The organism is Campylobacter sp. P0109, assembly GCF_002138755.1.
Classification (GTDB): domain Bacteria; phylum Campylobacterota; class Campylobacteria; order Campylobacterales; family Campylobacteraceae; genus Campylobacter; species Campylobacter devanensis.
In genome coordinates, this window is record NZ_MJKK01000003.1 from 167,458 (window position 1) to 187,459 (window position 20,002).

Here is a 20,002-nt window from a genome sequence, read left to right on the forward strand (position 1 = left end):
ATATAGCTCAAATTTAATTTATTAAAATATAATAAGCATTTAAAATCAATCTATTAAAAGGACAAAAGTGAAGCTTAAAAAAATTAAACCACTTGATAATGGATATTTAGAGAGTATCGGATTTGGCTGGCATACCGATCTTGATGGTAGCAGATATATATCTAATGAGCTAGTAAGCATAACCCAAGATGAAGCCGAGGCCTTTTATGAAGCGACAAATGAGCTATATGATATGTATGTAGCGGCTGCTGAGTATGTTATTAATAATGATCTATTCCATGAGCTTGGGATTCCATTTAATCTAGTTGATACTATTAAAGCTAGCTGGGAAAATGATGTTCATTGGCATATTTATGGTAGATTTGATTTAGCTGGTGGCATAGATGGTAAGCCTATTAAATTAATTGAATTTAACGCCGATACGCCTACGAGTCTTTTTGAAACAGCGATAATCCAATGGGCAATGCTTAAATTTAACAATCTTGATGAAGCAGCTCAGTTTAATGATGTATATGAGGCTTTAGTAGAGAATTTCAAACGCCTTGTAACGCTTCAAGAAGATACTAGCGCATTTGATGAGTATTATGAGGGTTGGAAAATTCTCTTTAGCTCTATAGCCGGAAGTGTTGAAGATGAAAATACTACAAGATTGCTAGAATCTGCTGCTAGAGATGCTGGATTTGAGTGTGATTTTGCCTTTGTTGATGAAGTGAGCTTTGATGATGAAAATGGGATATTTTGGAATGAGCAAAACTGGGAGTATTGGTTTAAACTAATTCCATGGGAGATGATTGCTATTGATGAGAGCGACCTAGCACTAATCATAAAAAACATAATCAAAAACCAAAAGGCTATAATCTTAAATCCAGCCTATACTTTATTATTTCAAAGTAAAGGAATTATGAAAATTTTATGGGATTTATATCCTAATCATCCGCTACTTCTAGAATCAAGCTTTGAGCCATTAAAAGGTAAAAAACAGGTCAAAAAGCCATTTTTAGCCAGAGAGGGCGCTAATATCTCTATAATAGAAAGTGATGGCACTATATCAGCACAAAATGGCGGAGAATATGCAAATGGGAAATTCTTATATCAAGAATTTGCTGATTTTGCTAAAGATGAAAACGGCGATAGCTATCAAGCTGGAATGTTTTTTGCCTTTGAAGGGTGCGCTCTAGGCTTTAGAAAAGGTAAAGATATAATAGATAATTACTCTAAATTCGTAGGACATATAATAGAGTGAAGCTAATAGTAGCAATCAGCGGAGCCAGTGGCGCTCACCTTGGAATCAAGCTAGCAAATAATGCAAATTCTCTAGGCGTAGATACTAACCTAATTATAACTCAAAACGCTACACTATCTATGCAAAAAGAGAATTTAAGCCAAAAAATTGATAGCAAAATTCAAATTTATGATATAAATGATATTAGCGCAGCTCCAGCTAGCGGCTCAGCGATGTTTGATGCTATGATAGTTGCGCCTTGTTCTATAAATACTTTAGCTAAAATCAGCTGCGGTATTAGCGATAATCTTCTTTTAAGAGCAGCTGCAGTAATGCTAAAAGAGCGAAAAAATTTAGTCCTAGCTGTGCGTGAAACACCATTAAATGCTATATCATTACGCCAGATGGCCGAACTTGCTAGTATTGGCGTTGGGATTGTTCCACCAATTTTAGGATATTACACTCAGCCTAGCAGCATTGATGAGGCTGAAAATTTCATAATAGCTAAATGGCTAGATAGCTTAAAAATCAAACACAATCTAATAAGGCGATGGAATGGATAATATATTTAATAAAAATTACAACCACCAAGTTGACCCAAATGCAGTTAAAGAGTTTCACCAAGCAATCGATAAAGATATAAGAGCAAATGGCGGAACAACACTATTTATAAATAATATAATTGCCCTTTGTCAGATAAATTTCAACCTAGCAAAGGCAGTTTATGACTTAAAAAGCAATAGTAAATTTGATGTATTTGCTGGTAAAAGTAGCTTAGATATCAATATAATCAACACTCACACTAAAGAGCCACTTTATAGCGGCTCACCAGCATCTCATACTAACGATATGCTAAACAAATTTAAAAAAGAGTATTCTCTTTATCCATCGCTATTTTTCTATGGTCTTGGTAATGGCAACTTCTACAAAGCCCTACTAGAAAATAAAAATCATAAAAAGATTATAGTATTTGAGCCTGAGATTGAGATATTTTTTATAGTACTTCATCTAAATGATTTTAGCAAAGATATGCGTGAGAATCGCTTTGTGCCACTTTGTACTAGCTACTTAAATGAGTCATATCTACATATAATTTGTGGCTCAAAAGATGTTATTTATAATGTTCGAAGTTATGACTTTCATATCTATAATGATTACTATGCTAAAAATTATGAATCTAGCGCAAATGCTATAAATAAAAGCCTACTAAACACCCAGCTTTTAGGTATCAAATCAGCCGGAACTTCAGCCGAAGATACCCTTATAGGGATGAAGCATGTCGTAGCAAATATGCCGCATTTTTATGCCAATTATAGCCTAAAAGATGTTTTAAATCTAAATACTAACCGCAATAAAACCGCCATCATAGTCTCTACTGGACCTAGTCTAACTAAGCAGCTTGAGCTTTTAAGAGAGGTTGCGCCATATGCTATTCTTATCGCTGCTGATGCTTCATATCCGATATTAAAGCTTAATAACCTTAAGCCAGATTTTGTTACTACAATGGAGAGAATTGTTGAAAGTGGTGAATTTTTTAATTCTAAAGCGAGTGAATTTGATAATGGTATAACCTTTGTAGCTAGTTCACTTATTCATCCAAATACCATCGGACTTTTAAAAGGTAGAAATGCAGTTTTTGCTCATAAGCCACTTAAATTTGAGTACGCCCTAGGCGAGGATAGTAAAAACTATATGTGTAAAGGTCCTAGTACAGCGCATTTTGCATTTGATTTGGCTATAGAACTAGGCTGTAAACAAATCATATTTATCGGGCAGGATTTAGCAATGGCAAGCGATGGCACCACACATGCTAGGGGAATGGTATTTGGCGAGACCTCACCTACTATCGCTTCTAAAGAGTATACACCAAATATCACAACCGTGCTAGGCTATGGCGGCAAAACGCAGGTAAAATCCACTAAAACCTGGGATCTTTTTAGAAACTATTTTGAAGCGATGATTGATGCTTTAAATGCCTATACAGATGTAAAAGTATATAATGCTACTGAGGGCGGCTCTAGGATTAAAGGAGCTATTGAGATGCCTTTTGGTGAGCTTGTAAGCCAATTAATAGGTGCTGGAGTTAAAAAAGAGCTGATAAAACCAGAGCCTATTTCGCCTAAACTTAGCCAACAAAAACTAAGCGAACAAAGAGCAATAATAGAAAATTTCATCAAAGTTGGCAAGGATAGACAAGCATTAATTACTGAACTATTTAAGAAAATTAGCAAGCTAGTAGAGAGTGCCGATAGAGATTTAGCCGCTAACAAGGAGCCACGATATGCTAAATTTTATGAGTTAAAAGATAGAATCGAGCGACTAAAGGCGACACTACAGAGTGATAAAGTCTTTAATGATGTCTATATGTATACCGCATATAACTTTTGTATTCATCAAGAGCTAGAATTTATGGCGCTAATGGTAAAACCTGAAAATAATAAAGGCGAACGTGATAAGAAAATTTTTGAATATGTACGCCAGCATGGGTATTACTTTTTTAGCTTGGCTGGAATGGTAGAAACTACGATTGATACGCTACAAACAGCACTAGATGGGTGGGAGATACAAGCTTATGTGTAAATAGTATTTTTAATTTAAATTATTTTAAATTAAAAATACTATTTACTAAAATATCAGCTTGATATTTTAGTAAATATTCTCTTTTAGGTTCCAATGACTCTTCTAAAAATACTTCAGTTACGTATTTTAAAGATTTAATTATCTCTATTTTTCCATTTGAGAATATATAGGATAGCGATTTTTTTAGAAAAATTCAATGCATCAGATGGTACTCCAACAAATAACTCACTACCCAAATTCGCAGCTCTTTGTAAAACCTTCAAATGTTCCAAAAGTAATAATTCGTTTCATTAATTTTTACCTATTAATATAAATTTTACTAAAATTTCACTTTATATAATAGTGGCTATATTTTTATATCTTAACATCTACAATCTCTCTTATTTTATTATATGCTCAACAATAATTTGAGCTACATTTGGATAATTTAATCTTAATTCCTTTATCTCTTTAGTTTTTCATTGGATCTATACCTTTAATCACAACATTATCAATAAAATTCAAAATATCATTTTTATTAAATGCTTTATAATAATTATCCAAACACTTCTGCCCCATAGGTAAGAATTTTCTCTTGATATCATCAACATTTTTTAACATATAACAACATGGCTTATTAGTAAATAGATACTCCGCAGTAAAAGAACCACAATCATGTATCATTGCATCGGAATTAGCAAATGTCTCCAAATAATCTTCGCTATTATCATATATAGCATTTGAGTAAGCCGCTATTTGATCATAATATTTATTAGTTTTGCTCTCTCCCCAATACTTGGTTAAATTATATTTTAACAATGGATGTGGTCTAAAAATAAAATCAACATCTGGATATAATTTTGGTAGCTCTAAAAAGAAATCCGAATATTTTAAAAAATTAGAAAGATCTAACTCTTTAGTATTGATAATATGATGAGGACATAATAAAATTTGTTTTCTTGTCTTATTTTTGCATTTAATACCGGCTAATTTATCCATTTTAGTATAGCCATATATATGCATTTGCCCATTTTTAAAGCGTGAATTTAATTTCATAAGAGTTTGCTTGTAATGCTCATCTAACAGATCATAGGAAGTATTTTTTGTTAATTTAAAACTAAGCCGTATAGGCAAAAATGGCAATAATCTAATTTTTATGCCATTTTGTATAGATTTAGTCTGGAAAATTGGTATTTTTAATAGTTTATAGCTATTGTTAACTCCCCATTAGCGATTTATCTATTTGAAATATTTTGAATTTATCTAATATATAAAAAGAAGTAGATTGGACACCATCTTTTAAATTTTGAATTTCGCTATTATTCATTATATACCTTTTAATCTATTTAAATTCATTCACCACTTCTACAACTTTTTGTATTTGGCTATCGCTCATCACAGGCGAAATTGGAATGCTAATAATCTCGCTATGAATTTGCTCAGTTATTTTAAAGCTAAGGTGATTTAGCTCTTTATAACACTCTTGTTTGTGTGGTGGGATCGGATAGTGGATGATGGTTTGAATTCCATTATCATTTAGATAGCTTTGGAATTTCGCTCTATCTTTAACCCTCACGACAAACACATGCCAAACATGCGAATTTTAGCTATAAGTTTGCGGTAAAGAAATTAATGGATTTTTAATATTTTGTAAATAATATTGCGCTATCTCTTTGCGTTTAGCGTTATCGCTATCTAAATATTTTAATTTCACATCCAAAACAGCAGCTTGGATCTCATCTAATCTAGAATTTACTCCTTGATAGATATTTTCATATTTTTTATGCGAACCATAGTTGGCTAATGCTCGAATTTTCTGTGCTAACTCTTCATCATTTGTAGTCACAGCGCCACCATCGCCTAATGCGTCTAAATTTTTCCCTGGATAAAATGAAAATCCGCTCGCATCGCCTAAGCTCCCAACTCTTTTGTCATTATAATACGCACCATGAGCTTGGGCTGAGTCTTCGATAATTTTGAGATTATATTTCTTAGCTAAAGCCCAAATTTTATCCATTTTTACAGCTTGACCATATAGATGAACGACCAAAATAGCTTTGGTTTTATCAGTTATTTTGGCCTCTATTAAATCTGGATTGATATTGTATGTATCCAAATCTGGCTCCACTAGCACTGGGCTACATCCATTATCAGTGATAGCTAAAATGCTGGCTATATATGTATTTGCTGGAGCTATAATCTCATCGCCTTCGCCAAATCCATAAGCTTTGATAATGAGCCTTAAAGCATCTAGGCCATTAGCACAACCTATACAATATCTAGCTCCACAATACGCAGCAAAATTGCTCTCAAACTTCCTATTTTGCTCACCTAGTAGATACCAACCACTATCTAATACCCCATCAATCCTAGCTTTTATCTCATCTTTATACTTGGAATTTATTGATTTTAAATCTAGAAATGGCATCATAAAATTACTCCGATAATTAAAAATACTAAGATAACAACACTCAAACCACCTAAGGCGATTGATAATTTTTTGTATTTTTTATATTTATTTCTAAATTTGATAACCTCATTATTTTCGCACATAAATTTTATTAAATTTAAATAATCTTTAAATTCAAAATTATACTCTTTTTTAAGGCCTCAGCTTTGGCTTTAGTATTATAAGATCGCATTATAGTATGATATCCCCAAACCTTACGATACCATTCAGAAGCTAAAAGCGCCATATTACCTAAAAAAACTCCAAATACTCTATTTTAGGCTCTAATTTTGTCTTATCAATCTCTTTGGCAAATATTTTTTTTAATAAATTTACATCATCTATATTTAAAAATGTATCCATCAAAATTTCAGTCTCCATACGATCTCTACTAAGGCTTATAAATGATCTGCTAATATTACCTACATTATCATCAAATCTATATAAAATCAAATTCTCATCTAAAAATTTAGGCTCTATATTTAATAATAGCTTAACATGCATTTGGGTATCTTGATGCAAACACATAGAGGTATCAAGCGGATATAGATATTTGGCAAATATATCTTTACGCATTGACATACCAGGAGACCATAGACAATTTTGCTCCATAAATATAGTATTTAAAATCTTATATCTATCTTTAATTTCTACATTAAAAGGCTCTATTTTTTTGCCATTTATATCAGTTCGCATTATGCCCGGATAAAACACGATATAATCTAAATTCTCTAGCTCTTTTATCATAACTTCAAGGGCATTTGGCTCTAAACAATCATCCCCAGCTAAAAACATTAAATATTCGCCATTAGCATTTTCAAATGCTGTGTTTAAAGCAGCGTTAATCCCTTTATTAAACTCATGCCTAATTAGCTTAATCCTTGGGTCGTTAAATTGGCTTATTTGGGCTACATTATCATCAGTAGAGCAATCATCAACAATTACAAGCTCAAAATCTTTAAAACTTTGATTTAATACACTTTTTATATGTTCTGCGATAAATCTTTGGTGATTAAAGCTAGGACACAATATAGAAATTTTAGCCACGACACTTATCCTTTTATAAATTCAATTTAACTATACGCTACAAAATTTAGCATATTTTTTCGTATTTTTATATAATCTTCTAAAGTAAATTTAAAATAATAATTTTCATCATCTTCGCCATTAATTATAGCACCAAATCTCTTGTGAAATGCTATAACTTTGACATTATCTTTTCTAACATCAAAGTGGCTTTGTGTAAATCCAAGCTCATAAAAAGCGAACTATACCCCATCAATAATTAATTTGGCATATCTATTGTATAGTTAATAAATATTTCATTGCACAAACTCAAGCAAAATTCTAAAAATCTTATTTTCTTACCTTAAAACCATCAATAATCAAAAATCTTAATGCTTTAGTTATAATTATGCTGTTTTTATCTTTTTATAAAAGCTTTTATTATATATCCATCAATACCGGTAATTTCATAAAAAGATTCTTTTTTTATATTACAAAAATCTCCTTTTGTATTTGTTAACTCTACTTTAAATATTTCTTCATTATCTATTGTCGGAAGCTGATATTACGGAAAGATAAAAGCTCTTAATTGATTATATATTTCAAAAGAAGTTTTTTTATAATCAAATTTAAGATTAGAATAATCAATGGCTTTTTTGGAATAATAAGAAGAACCTATTGCTTGTTGTGATGTTGAGATAAAATTGCCTTCAAGAATATTTTTTATATTTTTTTTTAAAAAGGATAAAAGAATTTTCTATATATTTTAAATACAAATCTCTTGCGGTATCATTTAAATCTATTTCAAATTTAATTTGATCGATAATATCTCCAGTATCAATTCCATTGTCTATTTTATGTAATGTTACACCAGAATATTTTTAGCCATTTATAATTGGCAAAGCAGATGTATACATTCCTTTATATGCAGGCAACAATGAAAAATGAATATTATACATTTTCTTAGTTTTAAAAAATTCTATTTTTATGATCCTATCAAACTCTAATGAAAGAAATATTAAATCTTTAATATCATAACAATCTTCTAATGTTTTAATTTTAATATTATTATCAAGTGCATATTTTTTTAATGATTTTTGCCATAAATTAACGCCGCTATCTGTTTTATTAATAACGACAAAAATATTTTCCTTGCAAAAGTGCAACTCATTTATCAAATAATCCAAAGCATTAACAGCTATATTATTTTTTCCTGCTATACAAAATTTCAATTTATTTATCCTTAAATTTAAAAATCTTTTCTTTATTATGATAAATAAATATCTATTTAAGTATTTTTTTCATTTTCCACTAAAAACTCATTATAATGTTCACTTGTTAAAATAGTTTCTACAAGTCTCAGTAAAATATTCTTGCCTTTTAAAACACCGCAAAACATCTATGCCACCTTTAATGTTTTATTAAAATTTAAAAATAATAGATGCTTATTAGTAATATAGTTTAACTTATACCCCCCTACAGAAGCAATTCCGGTATTTAAGCTCAATCTTTTGTAATCATCTATAGTTTTATTTATAACTCTAGCATTTGGCGGAACATCTTTAGTTATCACGCTTCCAGCCCCGATTATTGAGTTTTCTCCTATAATTATACCAGGCAAAATTACAGCACCAGCACCGATAGATGCACCTTTTTTGATAATAGTTTTAGCAAATTCTGTTGGGTATTGCTTTGAGCCTGGATATAAATCATTACAAAATGTTACATTAGGCCCGATAAATACATTATCTTCTATTGTTATTCCATCCCAAATTTGGACACCACATTTTATTGTTACATTGTTTCCAATTATTACATCATTTTCAATAAAACAATGCGAACAAATATTACAATTATCACCTATTACTGCTCTAGACAAAACCACACAAAACTGCCAAATATTTGTATTATTTCCAATATTTTGGCTTTGGACTTCTGATAATTTATGAATCATTTGCTACCTTTAAAAACTCATTATAATCTCTTATATACTCACTCTCATGATAATAATCACTAGCCAAAACCATTAGCCTACAATCATTATAGAAATTACGCATAATCCGCCACATATTTACCCCGATATATAGACCAATATTAGGCGAATTTAGCTTAATTATCTCTTTATTTTTCCCATCATCTAGCTCAAATTCACAACTTCCAGCTAGTGCTACCACGACTTGCTCAAGTCTAGTATGGGCGTGAAAGCCCCTAGGCTCTGTATTTGTATCATAGATATAATATACCCTTTTGATATCAAATGGGATATTTTTAAAGATTCTAAGCTTACTAATTTACCACGCCCATCGCCTATGACATTGAAATTTAAGATTTTATAGTTCATTATTTTGTTAAAAGGGTATTCTCGCACCCTCCCTCCATCTATCTTATAATAGCAATAACTTAAAAAAATTAATAATTTATATGAATAATTCAGATATTTTTGTAATACAATCAATACAAAATCTTTATCATCATAATATTTCAAATCAATTAATTTATATTGCATTTCTACTTGCCTAAATACCACTCTACAGTCTTATGAATTCCGTCTGCAAAACTCTCTTTTGGATTCCATCCTAATTTTGCGGCTATTTTACTACAATCAATCGCATATCGCCTATCATGTCCAGCACGGTCCGTGACAAAAGAAATTTGATTAGCATATGAAGTTCCATCAGCCTTAGGAGAAATACGATCCAAAATAGCGCAAATCTCACCAACTACTTCTAAATTTGTCTTTTCACTATTTCCACCTATATTGAAGGTTTCTCCATAAAATTTAGAGTGAAATACAGCGTCAATCCCCTTACAATGATCTAACACATATAGCCAATCTCGTACATTTTTGCCATCGCCATAAATTGGGATATTTTTACCTGCTAGGGCGTTGTGTATTATAGTTGGGATTAGCTTTTCGTTGTGTTGTTTAGGTCCATAATTATTTGAGCAATTAGTGATAAATGTATTTAATCCATAAGTATGGTGATAGCTCCTAACTAGCATATCGCTTGAAGCCTTAGAGGCACTATAAGGCGAATTTGGCGCATAAGGCGTATCCTCTGTAAAATATCCACTATCACCCAAAGAGCCAAAAACCTCATCAGTACTAATATGATGAAATATGCAATTTTTCTTACTCTCTTTTGGTGTAAATGGTGCATCAAACCAGCTTAAATAAGCACAATGAAGCAAGTTAAAAGTCCCATTTATATTAGTTTTCACAAAAATATCTGGAGTTTTAATAGAGTTATCCACATGAGATTGAGCCGCAAAGTGAATAACATCTGTAATATTATAATCTCTAAATATATTTTTAACTAAATTTATATCACAAATATCACCTTTGATAAATGTATAATTAGGATTTGTTGCCACGCTAGATAAATTATCCAAATTTCCTGCGTATGTAAGCAGATCTAAATTTATAATATTATAATCTCTATATTTATCCATAAAATACTCTATAAAGTTACTACCTATAAATCCAGCGCCACCAGTTATCAATATATTTCTCATTTTAATAATCCTCTTAAATAACTTCCATACCCGCTCTTATCTAGTATCTTAGCTCGTTTTAAAAGCATCTCCTCATCAATCCATTCATTATTAAAAGCTATCTCTTCTATACAAGCGATCTTATACCCTTGTCTTAGCTCGATGGTTTGGACAAAATTCCCCGCTTCAAGCAAATTATCATGAGTCCCAGTATCTAGCCACGCAAATCCCCTGCCCAAGCCTTGCGCTTTTAATCTATTTTGTTTTAAATACTCTATATTTACATCAGTTATCTCTAATTCACCTCTAGCACTTGGCTTTATAGATTTAGCGATATCTATAGCACTATTATCGTAAAAATACAATCCAGTAGCTACAAAATTACTCTTAGGATTTGATGGCTTCTCTTCTAAGCTTAGCACCTTGCCATCTCCTTCCATTTCTACTACACCAAATGCTTGTGGATTTTTCATATGATAGGTAAATATAGTAGCAAATCCATTTTTGGCATCATTTTTGGCTTGATGAAGCATAGGTGTAAAGCCTTGTCCATAAAATACATTATCACCTAAAATCATTGCCATATCATCACTACCTACAAAACCATCAGCCAAAATCAACCCCTGAGCTAGGCCATCGGGTGAGTTTTGAACGCAATATTCGATATTCATACCAAGCCAACTTCCATCCCCAAAAAGCTCTTGAAATCTAGTTATATCTTTTGGTGTGGATATTATCAATACCTCTTTAATCCCTGATAGCATTAATACAGATAATGGATAATATATCATAGGTTTATCATAAATCGGCAAAAGCTGCTTACAAAGAGTTATGGTATTAGGATATAGCCTTGTGCCACTTCCACCTGCTAGAATTATACCTTTCACAAATACTCCTTAAAATCTCAATCTCCAAAATCTCTAAAATTACCATATTTTGCTATAATTTGACACAATTATACATAAAAAAGGCTTAAAATGTTCCATATAGTATTTAGCGCAGATGAAAATTATATCAAATACACAGCGGTGCTTATAAATAGCATAATTAAAAATACAAATATAAATTTAAGCTTTAAGGATATATGCCAAAATAGTGGATTTGAAGCGCCAAAAGATAGCTCATTTAGCAGTTATAAGGCTATTAATTTTGATGATTTAAACAGTGAGCAAGAGCAAGAAGGCTATATCTTTCACATTCTTAGCGATAATATATCAAGCCAAACTCAAAATAAACTAAAAGCCCTTCAAAACGAGCTTAATCAAATATATCCATGCCAAATTCTAATCCATATAATAGATGATAAAGAATTTGCTAACTTTCCAATCTCTGGGGCAGCGCATAGCAATTTTTTGACTTATTATCGATTAAAACTCAAAAATTATCTCAACCCAAGCGTGGATAGATGCTTATATCTAGATTCTGATATGCTCTGCCTTTGCGATTTAAGGGAGCTTTTTGCTATTGATTTAAAGGATAATATCCTAGCTGCTATCAATGACCCCGGAAGCAAAAAACGCAAAATGAAATATAAACAAAATAACCAAATCATCACCCATAAATTTACAAATGACTACTTCAATGCTGGATTTTTACTCATCAACACAAAGGCTTATATAGAGAATAAAATAGAACAAAAATGCCAATCCCTAGCCCAAAATGCCACCTATATAAAAGCCGCCGATCAAGATCTATTAAACGCTACAATCCCAGCAAATAAGCTCTTAAAGCTACCTATTAGCTATAATTTTTCATCCATTAGCTTCTGTTTTGCGATCTGTAAAGATGAGCAAAATCACCGCCTTAACTGCTCTAGGGCTGAGTTTATGCAAAGCTACAAAGAGCCTAAAATCATCCATTATGGCGAAAAGCCTTGGCGGTTTTTAAAAAGCTATATCGATAGCCAAAATCGAAATATCAATGATATTTGGTGGGAGTATGCCGCTAGCACACCAGAGTTTAGAGATGAGCTTATGGCTATGAGAAATGACATAAATGAGTATAAGGTTTTTGCTACTTTAGGCTTTGAGATTTTAAGAGCTTTAAAAAGCGTTTTTGGCTATTTTGTGATAAAAAATTTGATAGATAAACCACTAGATAATCTAAATTTAAATAGCGAAATTCCAGATGATATTTTCGGGCTTTGCTGTATTTTAGGCGAGATGATAATACACGCCAAAAGACACAAAAAGAGCCCTCTAAGCGTGATATTAAAAGCTTATAAAATGAAAACGACATTTACCAAATACAACACAAAAAATTTTCTATAAGCCAAATTCCGCACAATTGCGTAAATTCGCAAAGTATTAACTTCTCAAATTCCCAACTTTGCGAATTTTTTAATACTCAATTTTTTAAATTCGCAAAGTTTGGTAAAATAGCCTAAAATCCCAAATTCACGCCGCCACCATCATTTAACTGGTAGTTTGCATCACGACCTTCGCTATATCCTGGACCAGAACCACCACCTAATGGCCGACAAATGTATCCTTCTTTCATTTGGCCATCTATGATCTTAGCATAGCTAAGCTTTGGTGTAGCTCTTGTTATCTCGACTTCACCCGCCTTGCTCTCTACTCTCATATCGCTTGTGCTTTGTTTGGTGTAACTATCTTTTAGAGCTTTGCCTTGAGAAAAGCACTCAAATCTCTCGCCTACATTTAAATTTTGTGTAAATACCACTTCTTGCCCATTTACACTAGCGATTTTTAAGGGATAAATAGCATTTAATATATCGCTTGTTATCTTATCAGCGATTTTTTTATAGGCTTCTTCATTTGATTTTAGATCATCTTTTACGCTTACACTCATTGTAAGAGTATTGCTATATTTTACCTCCCTAGTGGCAAATAAAATCACTTGATAATCCACCACAAATTCCGCTTTTGTGATATTTTGGCCAGTTAGATTACTCTGTTTTGTTCTAGCTTGTGCGGCCTTAATATCAAAAATCATAAGATAATCGCTACCAAGCACATTTTTAAGCTTATATATTTCATCGCTATTAGCATTGCTACTTTTAATCAAAGCCTTTTCCATCTCATAGTATCCGCCATTATCTCTATCTAGGATATTAAATTTTCTTGATTTAGTTAAATTTGAGATTATATGAGTTTTTAAGCCTTCGCCAAGCCCTCTAGTATCTCCATAACTAGCATTAAATACCGCTAAACTTCTTCTTTGTTTATTATCAAGGCCTGGAGCTTTATAGCTTTTGGTGGTTTTTGAGTTTTTTATCTCTACTACTGCTACCCACTTGCCTGTGCTATCTTGATTAGCACTGATAATCTCATAGCTATCGGCTCTGCCTTTTGTGGCTTTGCTGATATCATTTGAATAGGCATCTACGATATTTGAGCCGCTATTATCGCTTATCGCTTGGGTGTTTGATTTTTTTATAGAGTTTATATTCACCCCGTTAATCTTGCCAATAGCTTCTATAATAGCGTTATTTATAGCCTCTTCTCTTGTAAGGCCATGCCCTTCTCCCATAGCTGTTTTGGTGTTAGTGTGAGTTACCACCTCGGCATTTAAAGCGCAAGCCAAAAAAGCAAATATAAATAGATATTTTTTCATACTCTACCCTAGAAATCATCTATCGTATTTACCACTTTTGAGCTTCTTTGAGTAGCCTTAGCTGGTGTAGCGGAATTTGAAGTAGCGTTTGAACCCTTTTTATCTGATATGGCGTTTGTGATATTTAGATAATTAGCATAAGAGTAGTATCTCACTACACCTACATATTCCACGCCATTTTCATCGGTATAATCCCATCTTTTTAGCGTTTGTATCCCACGGATTTGACCTGAAGCTTTTGCTTGTATGGTTTTAGAGACTCTATCTATCATATTTTCTAATGTCTCTTCTTGAATTTGCGTATCACCTGAGAGAATATTTTTTGTCTCTTTTATATTTTGATTTATTGCCTCGCCTGTCTCTTTCTCATCGCTAAATGATACACTAGTATTGATAAACTCTATTATAGCCGCATCAGCTTGTGCTGCGGCGGTATCTTTGGCTATACTCTCTTGTCTATCTGCTATTTTAATATTAGCATCTGGGATATAACCCCAATTTCCATAGCTTAAAATTATAGGCGCACCATTCTCATCATATACTAGCCTAATTCCATACTCTTGTATAAAACCGGCTTTTTCTTTTGGTAGATACTCTACTACTGGCTTACCACCTTTTGCTTTTATGAGTGAAGAGGTTTTATTTTTCATATCTTTTGCGATTTGTCTAGTTTTATCGCTCATTACAGCGATAACACCAATTCTATAATTACCCCTTTTTGTCTGTGTTACAACCGTTTTTACCGGCACCAAGCCACTCATATTACCAAAAGCTTTTGTAACGATATTTTTAGTAAATTCATCTTTTAAAAGCTCTTTTTTTCTCACCTCTTCTAGCCCTTGGCTATCTACACCTAGATCATTTAAAGCCCTATTTAATTCAGCACCCGCTAGCTGCGTTAGCTGATCAAAAATTTGAGAGATAGTCCCGCCTTTTGGCAACTCTTCAAATTCCCTAGCGTTGTCTGATTGATCTGCTTTGTATCTGCTTATGCTATTTGTAGCTATCCTACCAAAGGCATCTTTGACAAACTCACCTTGTAAATTTAATAGAGCTCTATTATAGGCATTTTGTAAAGATTTAGCAAAACTTTTATCAGTTGGGCTTAGCGTTACATCGCTAACTCCGGTATAAAATGTCTTGCCATCTTTTGTGATACCATACTCTATACCAAATTCATCCTCAAACTCATCAAAAAAATCTTCTACGCTTTTAGGCGTTATATCTTGCGTGCTAGCATCGCTTAATTTGTTTTGGATATCCACATCGGCTTGAGTTATCTCATTAGCCTTATCCCCCATCCCAAAAGCCAAAGCCGCACAAACTGCCATTGATAATAGTATTTTTTTCATCTCTTATCCTTTATAATATCTTACCAAGTTACGCTATCGCTAGAGCCGGCTTTATTGATTGTCTTTTCATCCTCCCAATACACTAGACCCGAATTCAGATCAGTCAAACCAAGTAAAAATAGATATTCAACCTTTATTTTGCCGTTGCTTAATCTTATATTATCTTGACGAATTTTACCAAATAGCGAAAAATCAGGCGAGATTAGAGTTCCCTTTTTGGCTATTGTTTTTTGATTAAATTCATCATTACCCCTTAGCTCTCTAACATCTTCGCTCATACTATCAAGCGCCCCACCAGATGCCACCGCAGAAGTAAGCACAAACTTACCCGATCTTCTCATAGCTTGAGTGATTTTCCTAGTTAGTTTATCACTATCTAGTCTAAGAGCAGTATCATTGACTATTCTGCCTATGGCTACAACTTTTCTGACCCCTGGCTTTTGATTAGCAAATGCCGGATCACTAAGCAGGCTATTTATCATAGTTTCAGCCGCCAACTCAAAATCCTCATTGCTTAGTCCAAGCGTAACTGTATCGCCTTGATTGACTTTGCCACTATTATCTGTATAAAATGGCTGATTAGTACATCCACTAAGCAACAAAGTTGCCGCCACCACACTCATTAAAGTTAATTTTCTCATCTTATAACCCCTTTGTAGTTAGATAAATTTTAAAGCTTTTAGCCCTTTTGTCTTGAGCTAGTTTATTGATAGAGATTTGGCGATTAGCATTGAGACGCAAAACCTTATAGCTCTCATCTACCGGATTCCTAAGCTCAAATCCACTCTCATCTAGCCAAACCACCTTATAGGCCACATCCATTTCAGAATTACTTTTTAAAACAACTTGAAACTCCAATAACCCAAGTTCATTAAATCTATGATTGATATCTTGGACTATATCCCTATCTATCGCCTCTAAGCTTACTAAATTCGAGTTATAGCCATTATCCCCTAAGACTATATCGCTATTACCAGCACAGCCAAACAGCATAGCACATACCAAAAACATTACTAATTTTTTCATATTTTACCTCTGTATTATAATGGATTTTACCATATCTTTATTTGATGATCGTAGCCAGATCAACGCATCTTTGCTCTTATCTATCTTATCACTAACTATGATTTTACCACTACTATCTTTGATTGTATATGAGCCTTTATTTTCTACCATAGCGATACTAGCTATTTTCGGTAGAGTTTGCCACACTCTTATATCAGCTTTATTTGTTGCTGAAAGCAAAAAAGTTGTAGCCAAAGACGCTACCCCACCAACCTCACTAGCCACGACGGCACTAGTTGTGGATTTAATAGCGCCTGATAATATAGATTTAGTGATTATCCAAGGAAGCTCTATTTTAAACTCACTAGCAAAAATATTATCAAAATTACTAATTTGAGTCGCCTTAACCCCATTTATGCTTATATCTTTATAGCTAAAATCACGCTTTTTAAGCATCGGCAAAGATAAACTCACAGTTGCCACCCCATCACTAATAATATATGGAATATTCATAGCAAATTCATTTTTTATAGTCCCAAGGCCATCTTCATAAGCTAAAAATATATATTTTTTGCCCTTAGATTTTACATTTTTGGCTCTAGTTTGCAATCTTTTGTTTATAGCTGATATCGCTTTATTTTTAGGATTAGCGATAGCTATTTCCCGGAATTTATCTGCTGAATTTTTATAATCCTTATCTAAATAGAAAAAGACAGAAGCCGCATAAGTAGCATATGGATTGATGAAATTTTCACTAGTTTTAAACTCCTTAAAAAGCCTAGAATACTCATCATATACTAATTTAGTATTTTTTAAATTCTTTTTGTAATTTGGGTCGCTTTTTTGTTTCTCTAGCTCCTCTTTGGCCGCTTGGATCTGTGGAGCGAAATACTCCTTAGCCATATCTTGGCGGATTAAAGCACGATTAAACTCCACTCTAGCATTTTCAAAGTCATTTAAACTCATAAAATTCAGTCCCTTATAGAGATTTACCATTATTCTCTCATACAAATTCCCATCATAATCACTAAATGTATCATTTAAAAGTATCCCTACAAGATTTCTAGCTATCTTATTACCTGTACTTTCTAAATCCACATCATATTTATATTTATCTTCAGCAATATCCAAAAGCTCATTGCTAAGTGCGAATTCCTGACAAACTCTAGCTATTGAAGCAGCATTTATAGCAGTATATATCGGATCTTTATTATTTTTAGCCTTTTGAAGCTCATTTTCAAAGTAGCTCTGATCGCATTCATTCACCACAAATTTGCTTATATAATCATCAGGCGTAACAGCGATAGAAAGGGCATTTGGCACAGCACAACCACTAAATCCAAGCAATATAATCCAACACAAAAGAGCAACTCTAATCATAGATAACCTAATTTTAAATTTACCGAAAAATTGTCGCAAAATATAATTAATTAATGGTAAATTATATATTAAATTTACATTAATTATTTATATTACTTTTGTTATATATCTTTAGATTTAAGCGGGTGAATTTAAATCAAATTTAAAATTCCAAGTATCCTACCCATATCAATATCAAAGCCCAAAATCTTTGCTCCTAAAAGTCCATCAACTGCTAAAATAGCTGGCAAAACTATAGCCATCTCAACTGTTGAGCCAGTCTTTACTGCTATTTTCTTAGGCAAAATTCGAGCCACAAAACGCTTTTTAAATGGATAAAAATATCCCTGTATTCCACTAGGTGTAAGCATATCCCCGACATGATGCATAATCATACCAAATCCTAGCGCCCCCCATGCAATCTGTCCAAAAATCGCCCACGCTACAAAAAGCAGCACCGGAATAAATAAAAAATGTGTTGGTCCACGATGTTTAAAAAATGTCGCAGTAATCTGCGAAATCAGTGGAAATTTGCGTGAAATAAAGCTTCTAGGCTCATCAATATCAGGCAAAACAGAACCAAATAAAATCAACCCTACCACATAAGTAGTTTGTGTTTTATCTAAATTTGCCACACCGCTTAAATCTACTGCGCTCACAAAGCCCATCGCTCCAAGGGCTCCAATTGCTAAATGCGTTCTAAATGTCAAAACTATCTCCAATCCACAAGCCTAAAACTGCTGCAAATAGCACGCCAAGGCTAAAAATAAAAGTAAATTTAAAATAATCTAAAAGGGATATTTTCACCCCACGAAGCTTAAGGTTTGCAAGCCATAAAAGCGTAGCTAGCGAACCAATTGGCGTAAGCTTTGAACCGATATTACACCCTAGTAAATGAGCATAAATCAGCCCCATATCAGCACCAAAATCCCTAAGCGCAAGATCTCCTAGCATTACCATTGGCAAGTTATTAATTAATGCTGAGCCAATACTTGAACCAAGTGCGATACCAAGAAGCGAACTAAATCTATCAAGCCCAGCAAGCATCTGGATATTTTGGCGTAAAAACTCCAAAATCCCAGCCATTCCAACACCATAAACCATCACAAAAAGCCCTACACTAAAGACTACTACGCCAAAAGGTGCACGCTTAAAAAGTGCAAATTTGCCACTATCTTGCATCATGATAGAAATCAACGCAACCAGCAAGATAAATAGGCTAATTGGCAACTCCATCTCTTCAAAAATCATACTCCCAACAGGCAGCAAAATCAGCAAAAATAGACACGCCAAAAATCTCCCAGACCCAATCCTTCTAGCTGGCAGCTTAAACTCTAGCACTGCAGGAAGTCGTCTAGCTAACACCAACCAAAACAACCCACACGCAGCAATAAAAGCAAAAATTTGGGCTAAAACCATCGCCTCAAAATACTCTTTAAATGAGAGATTAAAAAGCTTTGCAGTTATGATATTGGTTAAATTTGAGATAATCAAAGCATTAGAACCAAAATCACTCAAAAAACCAAAAAATAATAAAAATGCCACTAAGGGTGTGGTTATACTTAGCTCATCTTTAGTATTAGAAAATAGTGCAAAAACTAAAGGGGTTAGCACTAAAATTGCCCCATCATTTGCTAAAAATGTAGCTACAAATAGACCCAATCCCATCATAAGAGCAAAAAATTTAAGCGTTCCAATTCTATAAATTCCACCACTACCTTTAGCAAATTTTCCAATAATTCTCCCAGCCAAAGCGTCAAAAAATCCCATCTGCTCAAACGCCATAGCAATTATAATTAGCCCCACTAGCACCAAAGTAGAATCCCATACCATTGCCAATACGCCAAAAGCAGATGAGACGCTCACCACGCCAAACATCATAGCCGCTATCGCACCTGCAACCGCACTAGCCCACACTGGAAGTCCAAACGGCCTAGTATAAATTAGCGCCATTGAAATAGCAAAAATCGCAAACGCCAC

17 protein-coding genes and 3 pseudogenes are annotated in these 20,002 nt (G+C 33.2%); 4 read left to right on the top strand and 16 right to left on the bottom strand.

Annotated elements, in window-relative coordinates; translation table 11 throughout:
• The first annotated feature begins 67 nt into the window (after positions 1-67).
• Genes CIGNP109_RS04625 through CIGNP109_RS04635 form a run of 3 tightly spaced genes read left to right on the top strand, consistent with a single transcriptional unit; the run spans position 68 to position 3,802 of the window.
• A complete protein-coding gene (locus tag CIGNP109_RS04625) occupies positions 68-1,243 on the top strand; it encodes a glutathionylspermidine synthase family protein (RefSeq protein WP_086228379.1) in 1,176 nt (391 codons plus the stop codon).
• On the top strand, positions 1,240-1,785 hold the full coding sequence (locus tag CIGNP109_RS04630; RefSeq protein ID WP_086228380.1) for a UbiX family flavin prenyltransferase: 546 nt from the start codon (positions 1,240-1,242) through the stop codon (positions 1,783-1,785). Before CIGNP109_RS04625 ends, CIGNP109_RS04630 begins: the two co-directional genes overlap by 4 nt.
• The gene (locus tag CIGNP109_RS04635; RefSeq protein WP_086228381.1) at positions 1,778-3,802 is read left to right on the top strand and encodes a motility associated factor glycosyltransferase family protein; all 2,025 of its coding nucleotides are present in this window, start codon (positions 1,778-1,780) and stop codon (positions 3,800-3,802) included. Before CIGNP109_RS04630 ends, CIGNP109_RS04635 begins: the two co-directional genes overlap by 8 nt.
• 450 nt (positions 3,803-4,252) lie before the next feature.
• Here CIGNP109_RS04635 and CIGNP109_RS04640 read toward each other — a convergent pair whose 3' ends face one another.
• From CIGNP109_RS04640 to rfbA, 9 genes and pseudogenes are all read right to left on the bottom strand, one after another.
• Positions 4,253-4,837, bottom strand: coding sequence for a hypothetical protein (locus CIGNP109_RS04640; RefSeq protein WP_086228382.1), 585 nt, complete (start codon positions 4,835-4,837; stop codon positions 4,253-4,255).
• A 286-nt stretch (positions 4,838-5,123) separates the two neighbouring features.
• A pseudogene (locus CIGNP109_RS04645) lies at positions 5,124-6,212 on the bottom strand (DegT/DnrJ/EryC1/StrS family aminotransferase).
• 270 nt (positions 6,213-6,482) lie between these two features.
• Positions 6,483-7,277, bottom strand: a complete 795-nt coding sequence (locus CIGNP109_RS04650) for a glycosyltransferase family 2 protein (RefSeq protein ID WP_236847559.1) — start codon at positions 7,275-7,277, stop codon at positions 6,483-6,485.
• 668 nt (positions 7,278-7,945) lie between these two features.
• The gene (locus CIGNP109_RS08810) at positions 7,946-8,089 is read right to left on the bottom strand and encodes a hypothetical protein (RefSeq protein ID WP_336526414.1); all 144 of its coding nucleotides are present in this window, start codon (positions 8,087-8,089) and stop codon (positions 7,946-7,948) included.
• A 27-nt stretch (positions 8,090-8,116) separates the two neighbouring features.
• Positions 8,117-8,467, bottom strand: coding sequence for a hypothetical protein (locus tag CIGNP109_RS08615; RefSeq protein WP_236847560.1), 351 nt, complete (start codon positions 8,465-8,467; stop codon positions 8,117-8,119).
• Positions 8,468-8,778: 311 nt separating this feature from the next.
• Positions 8,779-9,189: pseudogene (locus tag CIGNP109_RS04660) on the bottom strand (acyltransferase); the annotation flags it as partial.
• Positions 9,179-9,576 (bottom strand): annotated as a pseudogene (locus CIGNP109_RS04665) (sugar 3,4-ketoisomerase). The pseudogenes CIGNP109_RS04660 and CIGNP109_RS04665, both read right to left, overlap by 11 nt.
• Positions 9,577-9,743: 167 nt before the next feature.
• A complete protein-coding gene (gene rfbB / locus CIGNP109_RS04670; RefSeq protein ID WP_086228384.1) occupies positions 9,744-10,751 on the bottom strand; it encodes a dTDP-glucose 4,6-dehydratase in 1,008 nt (335 codons plus the stop codon).
• Positions 10,748-11,617, bottom strand: coding sequence for a glucose-1-phosphate thymidylyltransferase RfbA (gene rfbA / locus CIGNP109_RS04675; RefSeq protein WP_086228385.1), 870 nt, complete (start codon positions 11,615-11,617; stop codon positions 10,748-10,750). Before rfbA ends, rfbB begins: the two co-directional genes overlap by 4 nt.
• A 90-nt stretch (positions 11,618-11,707) precedes the next feature.
• On the opposite strand from rfbA, the gene CIGNP109_RS04680 reads away from it, so the two are divergent.
• A complete protein-coding gene (locus CIGNP109_RS04680; protein ID WP_086228386.1) occupies positions 11,708-13,000 on the top strand; it encodes a glycosyltransferase family 8 protein in 1,293 nt (430 codons plus the stop codon).
• A gap of 112 nt (positions 13,001-13,112) precedes the next feature.
• Here CIGNP109_RS04680 and CIGNP109_RS04685 read toward each other — a convergent pair whose 3' ends face one another.
• The 7 genes from CIGNP109_RS04685 to CIGNP109_RS04715 form a co-directional block, all read right to left on the bottom strand.
• Positions 13,113-14,306 (bottom strand): CsgG/HfaB family protein, encoded by a 1,194-nt coding sequence (locus CIGNP109_RS04685; RefSeq protein ID WP_086228387.1) that lies wholly within the window; start codon positions 14,304-14,306, stop codon positions 13,113-13,115.
• 8 nt (positions 14,307-14,314) lie between these two features.
• On the bottom strand, positions 14,315-15,658 hold the full coding sequence (locus CIGNP109_RS04690; RefSeq protein WP_086228388.1) for a DUF6844 domain-containing protein: 1,344 nt from the start codon (positions 15,656-15,658) through the stop codon (positions 14,315-14,317).
• Positions 15,659-15,678: 20 nt separating this feature from the next.
• A complete protein-coding gene (lpoB, locus tag CIGNP109_RS04695) occupies positions 15,679-16,281 on the bottom strand; it encodes a penicillin-binding protein activator LpoB (protein ID WP_442861891.1) in 603 nt (200 codons plus the stop codon).
• A 19-nt stretch (positions 16,282-16,300) separates the two neighbouring features.
• A complete protein-coding gene (locus tag CIGNP109_RS04700; protein ID WP_086228390.1) occupies positions 16,301-16,684 on the bottom strand; it encodes a YcfL family protein in 384 nt (127 codons plus the stop codon).
• 3 nt (positions 16,685-16,687) lie between these two features.
• Positions 16,688-18,043, bottom strand: coding sequence for a hypothetical protein (locus tag CIGNP109_RS04705; protein ID WP_236847561.1), 1,356 nt, complete (start codon positions 18,041-18,043; stop codon positions 16,688-16,690).
• A gap of 131 nt (positions 18,044-18,174) precedes the next feature.
• Positions 18,175-18,744 (bottom strand): metal-dependent hydrolase, encoded by a 570-nt coding sequence (locus CIGNP109_RS04710; RefSeq protein ID WP_086228391.1) that lies wholly within the window; start codon positions 18,742-18,744, stop codon positions 18,175-18,177.
• Positions 18,722-20,002 carry an ArsB/NhaD family transporter gene (locus tag CIGNP109_RS04715; protein ID WP_086228392.1) on the bottom strand — a complete coding sequence of 427 codons (1,281 nt, stop codon included), beginning with the start codon at positions 20,000-20,002 and terminating at the stop codon, positions 18,722-18,724. Before CIGNP109_RS04715 ends, CIGNP109_RS04710 begins: the two co-directional genes overlap by 23 nt.